Raw genomic sequence first — 14,446 nt, forward strand, 5'->3', positions numbered from 1 at the left:
ATCACAAATAATTGATTAGTTATCTTGTGAATACTGTCTCTGACCAATTAACAGTTTACATATATGAGTAAACATCTCCGTCCTGTCAATTAGTCCATTTGTGAAAATACCAATAGCCCCTTCCTTTGATCTAATATTTTCACGTTTGCAATACTCTTCCATTACATTTCCTAAAACTTGTCCATTTCTGAGCTTGGAAGCAATAATCTCTGGTAATTTAATTCTTGCACCACCAGATAAAATAGTTTCCTTTCCTTTTTCAGCCAGCGCGCCATAATTAATTAAATAGAGTCCATAGGGGGTTTCCGTCACTCCACCTTCTAAACCAAATGCCATTTCTACATCGGCTTGCAGTAGACAATATTCTGCTCGATTTACAGCCCCTCTCATCGTTTCTTCATCCGAAAAAGGCATATCACTCACACTTGATGGTGCATCAATTGGAAACAATGTATGAATGAGTTCAGCACTATCTAGTGCAAGTTTAGCAGCATTAATTTTCGCTTTGTTTTTGGACCCAATTGCAATATTCACTAGGAACTGCTCCTTTCCATTCCAACAATAGAAATAGAGACGATAGATTATCCATCGCCTCTATAGCATTCCACTACTATTTTTGAATAATCTCATTTATAGTTGTTTTGTCACAAGCTTTTACTAATTTCACAATTAATTCTTTTGCTGCTGCGTAATCATCCACATGAACAATAGAAGCATGTGTATGTATGTAACGTGAACAAATTCCAATTACTCCACTTGGAACTCCTTCATTCGATACATGTACTCGCCCTGCGTCTGTACCACCTTGAGACACAAAGTATTGATATGGAATACGATTGGATTCTGCCGTATCAAGGATAAATTCACGCATTCCTTTATGTGTCACCATCGAGCGATCAAATATTCGGAGGAGTGCCCCTTTCCCAAGTTGACCAAATTCGTTTTTATCTCCTGACATATCATTTGCAGGACTTGCATCCAACGCAAAGAAAATATCTGGTTTTATCATATTTGCCGCAGTAGCTGCTCCTCTAAGACCAACTTCCTCTTGAACTGTGGCTCCAGAGTAAAGGATATTTGGTATATCGCTTCCTTGTAGTTCTTTTAATAACTCAATGGATAATCCACACCCATATCGATTATCCCAAGCTTTTGCCATAATTTTTTTTGGATTTGCCATTGGTGTAAAAGGACATACAGGTACAATCTGTTGCCCAGGCTTAATCCCAATTTTTTTTGCATCACTAAGATCATCAGCACCAATATCAATTAACATGTTTTTAACATCCATTGGTTTTTTCCGTTGATTATCACTTAATAAATGCGGTGGTATGGACCCAATAACACCAGGTACTTTCCCGTTATCTGTAATAATTTCTACTCGTTGTGCTAGCAGTACTTGACTCCACCAGCCACCTAAGGTTTGAAAACGAATCATTCCGTTATCTGTAATATCTGTCACCATAAAGCCAACTTCATCCATATGACCTGCAACCATAACAGTTGGTCCATCTTCATTACCACGTTTTATACCAAAAATCCCACCGAGGCGATCCTGCACGATTTCATCCGCATATTTCGCTAATTGTTCACGCATAAATCTTCTTACTGCATGTTCATTTCCCGGTGTTCCAGGAAGTTCGGTAAGGGTTTTAAACAATTCCATTGTTTCATTATTCATCATCTGTCCTCCTGAATTATATCGAAATCTTATGACACTAACTCATATTTTACAGAATTCCCTACTTAGACGCCATTAATATTACTTCGTAACTCGTAATAATTAAACTATCGTAGTTGGTATACAATTATTGTATACTGATATTATGTAAATTTGCGGGGGTGTATTGCTTGAATTGGAAAACATTTGTTATTGGGACAGCTACAGGTATTATTGGTGGCTATCTTGTAAGTAAAAGTATTCAAGACCAAATGCCGATTCCAGGTGAAAAGGTGTTGGCAAGTGTAAAGCGTGCATTTAAGAAAGAAGGTAGTATTGATGGTTCTTGGCTACAAATGAAACCTGAAAATTATTCCAAGTATGCATTACATACAAAGGTTTATCGTGGTGGAATCATGCGCACAGTAAATGGAGAACGCCAACAATTTGAATTTATTGCAGATGCATATACAGGAAGCGTCATTGATATTTATCCCATATGAGAGTGAAAGCAATAAATTTAACTATAAAGCTTGTTTAATCCGCAACGGAAACTAAGTGTATTTCCGTTGCGTTATTATTTCCAATAGCCTTTCATTTCTTCTTATCTAAATGGAATTACTCTATTCTTTCCCTCATTACTGAAGCAATAATACTTCCTTCTTCATCCCATTTTATGGCTCTATAGTGAGCGTCATGATAAAAAATGAACCAATCCTGAGCTTGCATTGTCTCCGTTACCCATTTCTGCTTGTTACGAATTGAGTCCATTGGATAATCGTCATATGCTAGTACCCAAAGTACATTTTGATGTGCATGTGTTGGCATTAAATCCCCCATATGAACTACTCTTTCCCCAGCGCTTTCAATTACAATCAAGGAATGCCCCGCACTATGACCACCAGTGTGAACCATTTTTATTGTATCCTCAATGATTAACTCATTTTTAAACGTTACCATTTGTTCCTCAATACATTTCCAGTTTTCTTCCCAATATGTATTACGTGATCGTATATTTGGATTACGCATTTCATTCCATTCCACTTCAGATGTGTAAATAATTGCATTAGGAAAAACAGATTGATAACCATTATTCGAAGGTGTAGTTAAACCACATGCATGATCAAAATGGAGGTGAGTCATACAAATGATATCAATATCTATAGGCTTAAGACCGAGACGTGCTAACGATGTATTGATGGAAGACTCTTCCGTCACACCAAAATTCCGCTTTTGTTTATCGGTTAATTTACCGTTCCCTATTCCAGATTCAATTAATACATGTTTCCCATTCACGTTTAAGTATATGGGATCTGTGCGTAGTTCAATTTGATTTTTCTCATTTACAGGATATTTACGAGACCAAAGCGGCTTTGGGACAACTCCAAACATGGCACCACCGTCCATATGTGTAACACCACCATTAAGCCAAGTCAAGGTAATTTCTCCAATTTTTAATGTCTCCATATCGTCGCCTCGATTCTTTTTGTCTTCATTTTAACAAAAAAACCACTGAAATTAATCAGTGGTTAGATCTATTTTTATATTGTACTTCGCAGCGATAAATTGGGTGCCCCATACTTGAGAACTTTTCTTCATATTCTGTCATAATATTGCCTTCAAAATCACTATTGTGTAAATCAAGACTGACAAATTTCAATAATAATCCGTATTTTGAAAAACTCATTAATGAATATTCAAATAGCCCGCGATTATCTGTCTTAAAATGAATCTCCCCTTCGTCAATTAACACTTCTTCATAAATTCTCAAAAATGATTCATATGTTAACCGACGTTTTTCATGACGGTTTTTAGGCCATGGATCAGAGAAGTTCAAATACACACGGGATACATCACCTTTTTCGAAAAATTCTCGTAGGTCTTCCCCATTCGTGTGTAAAAGCTTTACATTAGGTAGTTCTGCTTCGATTAATCGATCTAGGGCAGTTACAATGACACTTTCTTGCAGTTCAATTCCAATATAATTTATTTCTGGGTTCATACGAGCCATCTCTGTGACAAACTGTCCTTTACCTGTACCCACTTCTATATGGATTGGATTTTTATTATCAAATAATAAATTCCATTTACCTCTATAATTTTCAGGATTTGGTACTATATATTGAGGATAATTTTGAATTTTTTCCTTCGCCCATGGTTTATGTCTTAAACGCATTTCATTACACCTCATTACCAGATTTTACATTTAAATAACGTATAAAGATGATAGTTCCTGAGTAAACTACCTTCGATTGTATCAACGTATGAAAGGGAGTTTACTATGTCATTAAACCATCAAGATCAAGTTAATTTAATACAAGATATATTAGTGAATCATCTTGAGGATTGTTGTGGTTCTGTTTCCGAATGTGAACAACTAGGGAGGTTGGTTAAGTCACTCCTCACGAATAGTGCTGTTCCTAGCGAAATGCAACCTGTTCTTGAAGATATTTATAACTATTGTCAATCCGGAAAAAACTCCCCTGATTTAGAAAATCATATAAATACCCACCAGGACGAACTATCCCAGTGGGTAGGACAAATTAATAGTTTTTCATAAATATTGGGGGGTGCACAAGCACTCTCCCAAGTTTTAATTAAATTCCATTCCGCTAATAAAATCCATCCAAAATTCCACTTCATCCATACGGTCTTTACTTTTTAGCCATTGTATGGATTGCAATGTTTGTGCCAATGTATACCACTTCATTCGTAGTTCCAAATGTTTTGTTAAGTTTAAACCATATTGTTTTAACCAAACATCCCAATCCTCTTTGGGAATATACCAATGAAGTAATAAACCTAAGTCAAGAGCAGGATCAGCTATCATTGCGCCGTCCCAATCAATTAAATATAGTTCATTATCGTCAGAGAGTAACCAATTATTATGATTGACATCACCATGACAAACAGCCCACTCGTCACATTTAATATTTGGAATTTCTTTTTTTAGAAATGTAATCACTTTTTTAACAATATTCAATTGTAACAAATCAGCATCCAATTTGGATTCTATATCTTTTACCATTTCAATTGGTTCATAAGGAGTTTTGCCTAATCTCATCAACATAGTCAAAAGCGGGCGTGATTCATGAATTTTTCTAAGTAGCTTAGCTGCTCTTTCTTGAGCCATTTCCCTAGGTTTAAACTCTCTACCAATTAAACATTGCTGTGCGGTAATTACATCACCATTTTCCATTCTCTTCGTCCAAATTAGTTTAGGTACAATACCTTCAGCTGACAAAACAGCTAGGAATGGAGAAGAATTACGTTTCAAAAATAACATTTCATTATCTTTTTTTGCAAAGAAAGCTTCACCTGTTGCACCGCCAGCAGGGGTTATCTCCCAATCCTGCCCTAATAAATGTTCCACCTAAATTCACCTTCATTTATGTCAACGAGAATATTACCCCGAATCATCAGTTCAAAAGATACAGATAAGCCCCAAAATAAACAAATTAAGGAGCAAATACTGCAAAAAATTATTATACTATAGCTATCCATTATTAGATTTTATCCTTAATCGACTTTTTTCGTCAAGCTGTTTTTACAAAAGTTCATTTTTCATTAAGTTTTATTATTTGTTAACACTCTCCATCTATGCTTGGAAAGTTTTATGAACAATGGTGTTTCGCCAATGTTCTCACCATCTGCATGTGCTGGCAATGGGGATGAATAATTAATGGATATGTTCTTTCCTTTATATAAATCTACTTCTTTATAATTTATATGAGTACCCCAAAAAACGGAAATAAAAACAAAGAGAAGTTTAATTCTAGAAAGATTGTGAACTACCACTATATTAAATTCTCCATCTTGTGGATCAGCTTTAGGTGCTATCTTCATTCCACCACCATAAAAAGGTTGATTAGAGACAGTTACGAACCAGGTTCGATAAAATACTTCCTTCTTACCATCTATTATGAGGTTTAATGTCGTTGGTTGATAACGAAATAACTCCATTATTAAGTAAAAAACATATATTAGACTACCTAATGAAAAAATATTTAACCATTTCTTCATTTTTGACCCATTCGCTTTTCTAGAGATCTCTGCATCAAAGCCAGCACCAATACTATTGATAAAATAACCAGACTGTTTTCCCGCATAATAACCCGCATCAAAACTCTCAGCTGATTCATTGAGAAGCGTCAAAATAACTTCTGTCGCTTTTTTCGGATTAAGTGGGATTTGATAACCTCTTGCAAAGTCATTACCAGATCCTGCCGGTATATATCCAACAACTGCATGTGGGTATGAAATCGCGCCATTAATTACTTCATGTATCGTTCCATCTCCACCCACAGCGATGAATAATAATTCTTTTTTCTCAGTGGATGCAATTCTTTTCACTATATTAGTTGCATCTCCACGTGCTTCTGTAAAATATGCTTTGTATTGTAAATTAGCTAAATTTCCTTTAATTTGCTTCCATACTCTATAGCTAAGTCCATTTTTGGCTAGCGGGTTGATAATAAAAAATAATTTGCGATTAATATTCGACATTACTCTCTTGATTCCAATCTGGTCTTGTAAAGGAAATTGTATGACATTGGTCTAACAATGTTTTTGCTGCTCGTAATTGCATCATCTTTATCGGTGTTGTAGAACTTCTCATTCTCTGAAACCATTGATCATACGACCGTTTATCTAATATTTCAAGATCATCAGGTGCATCTGGATAATCAATGTAACCATTTCTAGAAACAATTGCTTTTCGTATAGGGAGATCTACTGTTCCAATTTTAAATAGTTGTGTAACAATTTTCTCCATGCGCTTAGCTGACATTACTGGATTTAATACTTTAAATTCTTCTCTATTGTTGGATTTTACGAGCCAAAAATGTTCTTTTGATCCTATAAAAGAATCGTTCTCCTCTTCCTCTACGAAAGCAAGACACCAAATTTCTGTCGGTGTAATAAGTAGCACTTCTAATTCCACTGGTGCCTTTTTAAGTAAAAATACTGGCTCATACAATACAAAAAACGAATCAGGAAAACGTTGTAAAAAGTAGCGAATTTTTTTATCCTCGTAGTATTGTGAGTCGATAAATGATTTTTCGGCAATTGTTGAACTTGCCCAATTCAGTTGAAATTTTAATAAGTTATCAAGGAATTTTTGTTTTAATTCTGCTTTTGTAGCTATTTCGTGAAGGGAATTTAACTGTATCGTTTCATCGTTCTCTTCCACAACAACGACCTCTTCATCTTTCTCCTTTTTACGGAATAATCGAAATAGAATTCCTCCTTTTTGTTTTTCTTCATTTGTATCATCCGCTTGATGATACACTGTTGGAGATTCCCATTCCTTCACTAAGCTTTCCCAATGTTGCTTCTTTAGCCTAACAAATTGTGCTGGATATCGGGATATATCCATTTCATATCGTGATATATAATCTTGTAATTTAATTAACTGAGCCACTTTAATATCCTTCCTCATCCTTCATATTTGCAACTTGAACCTCTTCCGTATTTCGTATTTAGGTGTCCTATCAAGATGGGTTTGAAATAATGTTACAGCTTGAATAGTATCACTTAATACAGGAAATTTCTGCTCACTATAGCTCCTAAACTCTTGAAGATTAAATGGATCGTCACTGTCCCATTTTCTAGCAAGAGTTATATGAGGATTATATGGACGTTTATCCAGTTTCAATCCATTTTCAACACAATGTTCATATATGATTTTTTGTAACTGTATTAACGGTTCTGATTGCTCCATACCTGCCCACAGAATCCTTGGTGCATCACTTTTACCAAAAACTCCTGTATGCTCAATAGTGAGGTTAATTTCTGATGTATTCTTTAATTTCCAATCTAAGTCTTGATTTAAGCTTGTTAATTGTTCACTGTTGATATGACCTAAAAATGCTAATGTGATATGGTAATCCTCATGATGTACCCATTTTTTAAAAGGAAACCTTTCTTTCATCTCATTCGAGAACATTAATAATGATTTTTTTACCTCATTTGATAATGACAATGCATAAAAATAATGGCTTTTTGTCATAGATGTATTTTCCTTTCTCGATACATATATAATGTTAAGTTTAACAAAATTAAGATACTAAAAAAAGCTGGCTTCCAGCTAGGAAACCAGTTTATTAAATAGGAATTAATACATTAAACTTTACTTACATGCAAGTTCATATATTGCTTGTGCGTATATTGCAGTGGCTTTGAACAAATCATCCAATTCTATGTATTCGTCTTTTTGATGAGCTACATCCGGGCGTCCTGGAAATAGTGCACCAAATGCAACGCCTGATTCCAACGCTCTTGCATATGTTCCTCCACCTATAGCTAATAATTTAGCCTGTTCTTGAGTTTGTTCTTCATATACTTTTTGTAAAACTTTTATGAGTGGATTATTTTCTGGAACATGATGTGGCTTGGAATCAGAAAAATTCTCAATTGTAAATCCAGCCTGATTCACCTTTTCCCTCAGTTTTGTCATATTTTTATCGATATCAAAAGTTACAGGATAACGCATATTAAGTCCGAAACGTCCACCGTCATGTTCATTATATGACATTTTCCCTACATTAATTGTTAAATCTCCCGTTATATCATCCGCGTACTGCACTCCTAATGCTCTTCCACGAGAATCACCAAAAAAGAACTTAACAGCAGATTGTATATATGTGTTTGCTTTTGGATCTAAATCCATTGTGGATAAGAAACTGGCAAGGATTAATCCGGCATTTTTTCCGTTATCTGGTTCCATTCCATGTGCCGATACTCCTTCAAGTTCAAGAACTGTAAAACCACTTTCTAGATAATAGTTCCCTTTTAATTGCTGTACTTTTAAAAACTCATTGAATGTTTGCATTATCTGTGTATGGTTTTTATCCACATCGATAATTGCTCTTGCATAATCAGGTACCATATTATAACGTCTTCCAGACTCAAATGATAATAAAGTAATTGCTCCTTTAGATGGAGTTAGTTGATTTTTTTGTACTAAATCATAATCAGCAATTCCTTTTTCAGCATGAATAATCGGAAAATCAGCATCTGGTGCAAATCCCATCTCTGGCATCTCTTCATGTTGGAAATAATGCTCCACACAACGCCAATCACTTTCTTCATCAGTTCCTATGATCATTCGTACTCTTTTCTGAAATGGAACCCCTAACTCCTTGACAATTTTCATCGCATAATATGCTGCCATTGTTGGTCCTTTATCGTCAATTGATCCGCGCGCATATATTCTTCCTTCTTTTACTTCACCACCATATGGATCAACAGACCATCCATCCCCTTCAGGAACAACATCGACATGACATAAAATACCAATCAAATCGTTACCTGTCCCTATTTCTAAGTGACCAGCGAGATTGCCTGTATTCTTAGGAATAAATCCATCTTTTTCCCCTAATTGCAACATATAGTCTAATGCCTTTTTGACATTTTGACCTAACGGTGCATCTGGTGTTGCATCTTGCTCGTTTAAAACACTAGGAATTTTTAAAAGCCCTTGTAAATCCGCAATAAGGTCCTCTTTCCGTTTATTTACTTCTTCCTGCCAGTTTATATTGTTCATTCCTTTGACTCCTTTTCCAAAAAACATTAATTATATTGTACATTTTATCTTCCATTAATAGAAATTAAATAAAAGGTAACTTACTACGTATCCATATATTAAAAATCATTGATAAACTGATAAATATAACAAAAGGAATTACAAGCACAATTGTTAACTGTTTTCTACCTGCAAAATAACCTTCCTCATTTTTGTATTTTTTTGTAAAAGGATGATTTCCTAATATTTTATCCCATAACGAATTTATCCAACTAAGTAAAAATAAAGACCCAGCTATAATAATTGTTATTTTTAGCCACATAGGTGGAAGAATAATAGTTGCAGCACTTGTTATTCCAATTATTTGAAAATAACCTGTTATATATTGTATATTCCGTGCATTTACTTTCATAAACAATTCAAGAAATCCATTTTTAGGTGTTCTTCGGTTAAATATCCTACCTGATTTGGAAAATGTAACTGGACTTTTTCTTGATGAGTATCGCTTGGGCATTTTCTCTATATCCATAGATAATGAGAAAATCATATCGATTATCTTTGTCTTTTCAAATCGATCTATCGCTAAATCTTGTTCAAGGCGATGGTTATCTTTATACCTTGGCCAAATAAGGATAATGGAAACAATAGTTAATGTAATAGTTATCCCCAAAATTATCGCTATTTGATTATTAATAAAGGCTTGATAACAAAAACTCCAAACGAGAATAGTACCAAGCAATAGAGGTATACCGCTAATTAATGTACGCCATCCTGTTACCTCTACATTTAACTTTCCCTTTATCCCCATAATTACCCATTTAATAGATAAACATAAGCCTCCAAAAAGGAGTAATTGATGCAGATTATAGCCATAATGTTGAAACCAAAAAGGCGCGATAAAAACAAATGAAAATAGAAGGAGTACAATTTCATAGATATAGGAGTAAATAATCCCCCAACGTCTCATGTGTAACAACAATACTTCGTTTTTTCGCAAAAAAATGCTATCTGCTTCCTTAACATATGTCCGAAAATGGTTACCCCAAAAAAATAAAAAGAAAACAATGAATATCCAATAGAAAGAGATATTATGTATCCAATTAGGTAACTCTTCCCACCAGGATTTGTAGATTGCTATCGTGATAACGGTAAGGGGGATGACAAAGTAAACGAAAACTGTCCAATCAACTACCGACTTCATTATTTTATATTGGTAAGTCCAATTTTGTTTCACTCTTATACATAATAATTGGATACCATTCATTCTGTATCACCTTCGAGTGACAAACATGAATAAAGTGTTCCATCTGTTGCATTACATTTCTCTAGAACGGTTTCTAATGTTCCAGCAGCCTTCATAGTTCCTTGTTCAATTATGACGAAAGAGTCACATATGCGTTGCGCCGTATCTAATATATGTGTACACATTAATATACCTGTACCTTTATTTCGTTCTTCCTCAATCATATTTAACAATAGTATCGTTGATGCTGGATCAAGTCCCATAAAGGGTTCATCTATTATTAACAAATCAGGTTTTGTAAATAACGCAAGAACTGTCATTCCTTTTTGTTGCATACCCTTTGAAAAAGTATTAGGGAATTCGTGTATATGTTGTAATAAATGAAACTTTTTTAGAAGCTCCTTAGCATAGATTAGACTTGAATCATGTAAATTTTCCACTGCAGCAACAAACTCAAAATGTTCCCACAGTGTTAATTCATCATAAAAAACGGGACGTTCTGGAATATAGGAATATGTACTATTTTCTTCTCTATGTATCTCTCCTTCCACAAAAGCTAATTGTTCCAAGATTGATTTTATCGTGGTACTTTTACCAGCACCGTTTGCTCCAATCATTCCAACTAGTTCAGAACGTCTTATAGAGAATTCGATGTCTCTAATGATCTCCATGTTTTGCTTGTAACCTGCTTTCTTAATTTTCACATCAAGTAAACTCAAATATAACCACTCCTAGGAATAACTTATATCTCTTTACGTATTTCTCTCTAGAAAGTTCCGCTAATTGATTATTTTATAGTGATTATACACAAAAGGGCGATAACCCTCAGTAAACTAAGGATGACTGCCTAAACAAGCTTTCCCGTCCTTAATATACTAACTTGTAAAAGGAGGGAAATACTTTGAGTGAAAATGAAATGAATAATCGAAGAAAAAGAAAAAGAAGAACTACTAGAGACTTTGAAGAAAATTGGTATGAAGGATATGAAGATGACATTGAAGAAAATGTAGGTGCATATTCAAACGCGGATGCGGAATCTGATGCAGATGCGGACGCGGATTTAGATAGTGATATCGATGTTACTGCATACGCTAAAGCATATGCAGATGCTGACGCGGATGCTGATGCTGATGCTGACGCAGATGCCGATGCCGACGCAGATGCCGATGCCGATGCCGACGCAGATGCTGATGCCGATGCGGATGCCGACGCAGATGCCGATGCCGATGCCGACGCAGATGCCGATGCCGATGCCGATGCCGATGCCGACGCAGATGCTGATGCGGATGCATGTGCTGATGCGGATGCGGATGCTGACGCAGATGCCGATGCGGATGCTGACGCAGATGCCGATGCGGATGCCGACGCAGATGCTGACGCAGATGCCGATGCTGATGCTGACGCAGATGCCGATGCTGATGCTGATGCCGATGCCGATGCGGATGCTGATGCGGATGCCGATGCCGATGCCGATGCCGATGCGGATGCTGATGCGGATGCTGATGCCGATGCCGATGCCGATGCGGATGCTGATGCCGATGCGGATGCCGATGCCGATGCCGATGCCGATGCGGACGCCGATGCTGATGCCGATGCTGATGCTGATGCTGATGCCGATGCCGACGCCGATGCCGATGCTGATGCTGATGCTGATGCGGACGCCGATGCCGATGCTGATGCGGACGCGGATGCCGATGCGGATGCTGATGCCGATGCTGATGCTGATGCTGATGCCGATGCCGACGCCGATGCCGATGCTGATGCTGATGCTGATGCGGACGCCGATGCCGATGCTGATGCGGACGCCGATGCCGATGCTGATGCGGATGCTGATGCCGACGCGGATGCTGATGCGGACGCCGATGCCGACTCTGATTCTGACTCCGATGCCGATGCTGATGCCGACGCGGATGTAGACTCTGATCTTGATGCAGATGCGGATGCTGATGCCGACGCCGATGCTGATGCTGATGCCGATGCCGACGCCGATGCGGACGCCGACTCTGATTCTGATGCCGATGCCGACGCTGATTCTGACTCCGATGCCGATGCCGACGCTGATTCTGACTCCGATGCCGATGCCGACGCTGATTCTGACTCCGATGCCGATGCCGATGCCGACGCGGATGCCGACTCTGATTCTGACTCCGATGCCGATGCCGATGCCGACGCGGATGTGGACTCTGACCTTGATGCGGATGCCGACGCGGATGCCGACTCTGATTCCGATTCCGATGCTGATGCAGATGCTGACGCGGATGTGGACTCTGACCTTGATGCGGATGCTGATGCGGATGCCGATTCTGACTCTGATGCGGACTCTGATGCGGACTCTGATTCTGATGCAGATTCTGAAGCTGATGCGGACTCTGATTCTGAAGCACATTCAAATTCTGATGTGGATTCTGATTCTGAAGCGCATTCTGATGCGGATGCGGATTCCGACTCTGAAGCGCATTCTGATGCTGATTCTGATTCTGATGCTAATTCAGAATCCGACTCTAATGCATGTGCTGATTCCGACGCCGACGCCGATGCAGATGCAGATTCAGATGCAACTTCCAATTCAGATGCTACATCTAACAACGATTCAGACACTACTTCCAATTCAGATGCTACATCCAACAATGATTCAGATACTAGATCTAATTCAGATGCTACATCTAACAATGATTCGGACACTACTTCCAATTCAGATGCTTCATCCAGCAACGAATCAGATAATAGATCAACTTCAGATGCTACAGCAAATAACGATTCTGATACTACATCTACTTCCAATTCAGATTCTACTTCTAGTGTGGATTCTGATACTACTTCTGAAGCTAATGCAGGTGGCAACACATTTACGAACGGTAATAACACCATTATCAATGTAAGTGACAATACTGGAACAGTTCTTGCAGTAACATTATCTACAATTGCAATGTTGCAGGCTCTTAATGGAAATACAGGTAGTGTCGATCCAATCTTATCTAGCTTAAATAATATGCTGAATAGGTTCATGGAAGACGATAATGCAAGCCGTCAAGCAGTTCTCAATGCAATTAATGAATTAAAAAATAATAAACAATAATAACTATTAATAAGTTAATCTTTAATTCTTCGCCACAGCCTATCATACTATGAGATTGGAGGAGACAGTATGTCAAAAACTAATATATCTCGTTGTACAGTAAATGCTGCTGAAAAAGATAATTCGCTTTACGTAAAAGTGATAAATTCAAATAAAACAGAATCAAGACAATTCGATATTAAAGTTTATAAAAAAGAAACACCTAACAAATTATTAGCAGTTACACCCAATAGTAAAGAAGAGAATCAATTAAGACCAGGTGCTGAAAAAATATATACTATTGACACTTCCACTACAAAAGGAAAGCTGATCTTCGAGATAAGTCAATATTCCGGAGGTTCTGGTTTAAAGGTATCAAAAAACAGTAACAGAAAACATTCTTTAGAAATTCATTTAAAATAGATTGTTATGGGATCTTAGGCTCTATGCCTAGGATCTCTTTAACATATTGAACAACATAACCAATTACCCTTTTAATTTTTCAATAAATAAGATAGAATAGAACTGTCTGATATTTCAATTATATGAGAAGGAGTTGTCCAAAAGAAAAAATTGACTGAAAAAGGCCAATGTAAAGTCTAGGCCAAAAGCCGTCCGTACCATCTGCCAAGGGATTAAAGATGAGGGAGTGGTTTTTTGAAACCTTCGACAAATAGAATGCTCACTCGAATAAAAGACATCTACTTCTTTATTAAAGAAAATGGCCCCGTCACAACACGGGAGCTTGCAGATGAATTCGGGAGCACTCCTCGCACCATTCAAAGAGATTTGAATGTGTTAGAATACAATGACCTAATCAGCAGCCCCAGACGTGGGAAATGGACAACAACCGAGAAAAAAGTCAAAATTACATCGTAATTAATAATGTGAAAATGCCAGGTTCAGAGGCTAGACAGTAGTCTAAAATCCTACCTGGGAGACAAAAGATTAATAATTTTATTG

The 14,446-nt window shown here is 37.1% G+C and carries 17 protein-coding genes; 5 read left to right on the top strand and 12 right to left on the bottom strand.

The genetic code is table 11. The features are described 5' to 3' along the window. Positions 1-15 precede the first annotated feature (15 nt). Positions 16-534: a DUF84 family protein gene (locus tag ACFPM4_RS06795; RefSeq protein ID WP_382349351.1), complete on the bottom strand. Its 519-nt coding sequence runs from the start codon at positions 532-534 to the stop codon at positions 16-18. A gap of 76 nt (positions 535-610) precedes the next feature. Continuing rightward, positions 611-1,681, bottom strand: a complete 1,071-nt coding sequence (locus ACFPM4_RS06800; RefSeq protein ID WP_382349354.1) for a M42 family metallopeptidase — start codon at positions 1,679-1,681, stop codon at positions 611-613. 161 nt (positions 1,682-1,842) lie between these two features. Between ACFPM4_RS06800 and ACFPM4_RS06805 the strand changes: the two genes are divergently transcribed. Beyond that, the gene (locus ACFPM4_RS06805) at positions 1,843-2,163 is read left to right on the top strand and encodes a PepSY domain-containing protein (protein WP_318280922.1); all 321 of its coding nucleotides are present in this window, start codon (positions 1,843-1,845) and stop codon (positions 2,161-2,163) included. 115 nt (positions 2,164-2,278) lie between these two features. Here ACFPM4_RS06805 and ACFPM4_RS06810 read toward each other — a convergent pair whose 3' ends face one another. Both ACFPM4_RS06810 and trmB read right to left on the bottom strand, forming a co-directional pair. Beyond that, on the bottom strand, positions 2,279-3,127 hold the full coding sequence (locus ACFPM4_RS06810) for a YtnP family quorum-quenching lactonase (protein WP_144921143.1): 849 nt from the start codon (positions 3,125-3,127) through the stop codon (positions 2,279-2,281). Positions 3,128-3,182: 55 nt separating this feature from the next. Further along, a complete protein-coding gene (trmB, locus tag ACFPM4_RS06815; RefSeq protein ID WP_144921145.1) occupies positions 3,183-3,836 on the bottom strand; it encodes a tRNA (guanosine(46)-N7)-methyltransferase TrmB in 654 nt (217 codons plus the stop codon). A gap of 105 nt (positions 3,837-3,941) precedes the next feature. Here trmB and ACFPM4_RS06820 point away from each other — a divergent pair, with 105 nt between their 5' ends. Next, complete coding sequence (locus ACFPM4_RS06820) at positions 3,942-4,220, top strand: YtzH-like family protein (protein ID WP_382349359.1); 279 nt, start codon at positions 3,942-3,944, stop codon at positions 4,218-4,220. A 33-nt stretch (positions 4,221-4,253) separates the two neighbouring features. Here the strand turns inward: ACFPM4_RS06820 and ACFPM4_RS06825 are convergent, their stop codons facing one another. The 8 genes from ACFPM4_RS06825 to ACFPM4_RS06860 all read right to left on the bottom strand — a co-directional run bounded on the left by ACFPM4_RS06825 (position 4,254) and on the right by ACFPM4_RS06860 (position 12,814). Continuing rightward, a complete protein-coding gene (locus tag ACFPM4_RS06825) occupies positions 4,254-5,033 on the bottom strand; it encodes a phosphotransferase family protein (RefSeq protein ID WP_144921149.1) in 780 nt (259 codons plus the stop codon). A 194-nt stretch (positions 5,034-5,227) separates the two neighbouring features. Further along, positions 5,228-6,166, bottom strand: a complete 939-nt coding sequence (locus ACFPM4_RS06830) for a diacylglycerol/lipid kinase family protein (RefSeq protein WP_144921151.1) — start codon at positions 6,164-6,166, stop codon at positions 5,228-5,230. Continuing rightward, the gene (locus ACFPM4_RS06835) at positions 6,153-7,100 is read right to left on the bottom strand and encodes a nuclease-related domain-containing protein (protein WP_382349364.1); all 948 of its coding nucleotides are present in this window, start codon (positions 7,098-7,100) and stop codon (positions 6,153-6,155) included. Before ACFPM4_RS06835 ends, ACFPM4_RS06830 begins: the two co-directional genes overlap by 14 nt. 3 nt (positions 7,101-7,103) lie before the next feature. Continuing rightward, on the bottom strand, positions 7,104-7,670 hold the full coding sequence (thpR, locus tag ACFPM4_RS06840; RefSeq protein WP_144921155.1) for an RNA 2',3'-cyclic phosphodiesterase: 567 nt from the start codon (positions 7,668-7,670) through the stop codon (positions 7,104-7,106). Between the two features lie 120 nt (positions 7,671-7,790). Beyond that, positions 7,791-9,206, bottom strand: a complete 1,416-nt coding sequence (gene pepV / locus ACFPM4_RS06845; RefSeq protein WP_144921157.1) for a dipeptidase PepV — start codon at positions 9,204-9,206, stop codon at positions 7,791-7,793. A gap of 64 nt (positions 9,207-9,270) precedes the next feature. After that, on the bottom strand, positions 9,271-10,449 hold the full coding sequence (locus ACFPM4_RS06850) for an ABC transporter permease (RefSeq protein WP_144921160.1): 1,179 nt from the start codon (positions 10,447-10,449) through the stop codon (positions 9,271-9,273). Beyond that, complete coding sequence (locus ACFPM4_RS06855) at positions 10,446-11,147, bottom strand: ABC transporter ATP-binding protein (protein WP_144921162.1); 702 nt, start codon at positions 11,145-11,147, stop codon at positions 10,446-10,448. Before ACFPM4_RS06855 ends, ACFPM4_RS06850 begins: the two co-directional genes overlap by 4 nt. Before the next feature lie 341 nt (positions 11,148-11,488). Beyond that, a complete protein-coding gene (locus tag ACFPM4_RS06860) occupies positions 11,489-12,814 on the bottom strand; it encodes a hypothetical protein (RefSeq protein ID WP_382349371.1) in 1,326 nt (441 codons plus the stop codon). A gap of 12 nt (positions 12,815-12,826) precedes the next feature. On the opposite strand from ACFPM4_RS06860, the gene ACFPM4_RS06865 reads away from it, so the two are divergent. The 3 genes from ACFPM4_RS06865 to ACFPM4_RS06875 all read left to right on the top strand — a co-directional run bounded on the left by ACFPM4_RS06865 (position 12,827) and on the right by ACFPM4_RS06875 (position 14,362). Beyond that, on the top strand, positions 12,827-13,504 hold the full coding sequence (locus tag ACFPM4_RS06865; RefSeq protein WP_382349374.1) for a hypothetical protein: 678 nt from the start codon (positions 12,827-12,829) through the stop codon (positions 13,502-13,504). 69 nt (positions 13,505-13,573) lie between these two features. Beyond that, positions 13,574-13,906: a hypothetical protein gene (locus ACFPM4_RS06870; protein ID WP_382349377.1), complete on the top strand. Its 333-nt coding sequence runs from the start codon at positions 13,574-13,576 to the stop codon at positions 13,904-13,906. A gap of 234 nt (positions 13,907-14,140) precedes the next feature. Then, on the top strand, positions 14,141-14,362 hold the full coding sequence (locus ACFPM4_RS06875; RefSeq protein ID WP_144921165.1) for an HTH domain-containing protein: 222 nt from the start codon (positions 14,141-14,143) through the stop codon (positions 14,360-14,362). Positions 14,363-14,446: the final 84 nt, after the last annotated feature.

The organism is Lederbergia graminis, assembly GCF_042655485.1.
In the GTDB taxonomy this organism is placed as follows: domain Bacteria; phylum Bacillota; class Bacilli; order Bacillales; family Bacillaceae_C; genus Lederbergia; species Lederbergia graminis.

Bases quoted from the DNA above. Each gene is read 5' to 3' on its own strand.
- ACFPM4_RS06810 (WP_144921143.1), bottom strand. From the start codon at position 3,127: ATGGAGACATTAAAAATTGGAGAAATTACCTTGACTTGGCTTAATGGT.
- ACFPM4_RS06850 (WP_144921160.1), bottom strand. From the start codon at position 10,449: ATGAATGGTATCCAATTATTATGTATAAGAGTGAAACAAAATTGGACT.
- ACFPM4_RS06870 (WP_382349377.1), top strand. From the start codon at position 13,574: ATGTCAAAAACTAATATATCTCGTTGTACAGTAAATGCTGCTGAAAAA.
- ACFPM4_RS06835 (WP_382349364.1), bottom strand. From the start codon at position 7,100: ATGAGGAAGGATATTAAAGTGGCTCAGTTAATTAAATTACAAGATTAT.
- ACFPM4_RS06830 (WP_144921151.1), bottom strand. From the start codon at position 6,166: ATGTCGAATATTAATCGCAAATTATTTTTTATTATCAACCCGCTAGCC.
- thpR (WP_144921155.1), bottom strand. From the start codon at position 7,670: ATGACAAAAAGCCATTATTTTTATGCATTGTCATTATCAAATGAGGTA.
- ACFPM4_RS06820 (WP_382349359.1), top strand. From the start codon at position 3,942: ATGTCATTAAACCATCAAGATCAAGTTAATTTAATACAAGATATATTA.
- ACFPM4_RS06800 (WP_382349354.1), bottom strand. From the start codon at position 1,681: ATGAATAATGAAACAATGGAATTGTTTAAAACCCTTACCGAACTTCCT.
- trmB (WP_144921145.1), bottom strand. From the start codon at position 3,836: ATGCGTTTAAGACATAAACCATGGGCGAAGGAAAAAATTCAAAATTAT.
- pepV (WP_144921157.1), bottom strand. From the start codon at position 9,206: ATGAACAATATAAACTGGCAGGAAGAAGTAAATAAACGGAAAGAGGAC.
- ACFPM4_RS06860 (WP_382349371.1), bottom strand. From the start codon at position 12,814: ATGTGCTTCAGAATCAGAGTCCGCATCAGCTTCAGAATCTGCATCAGA.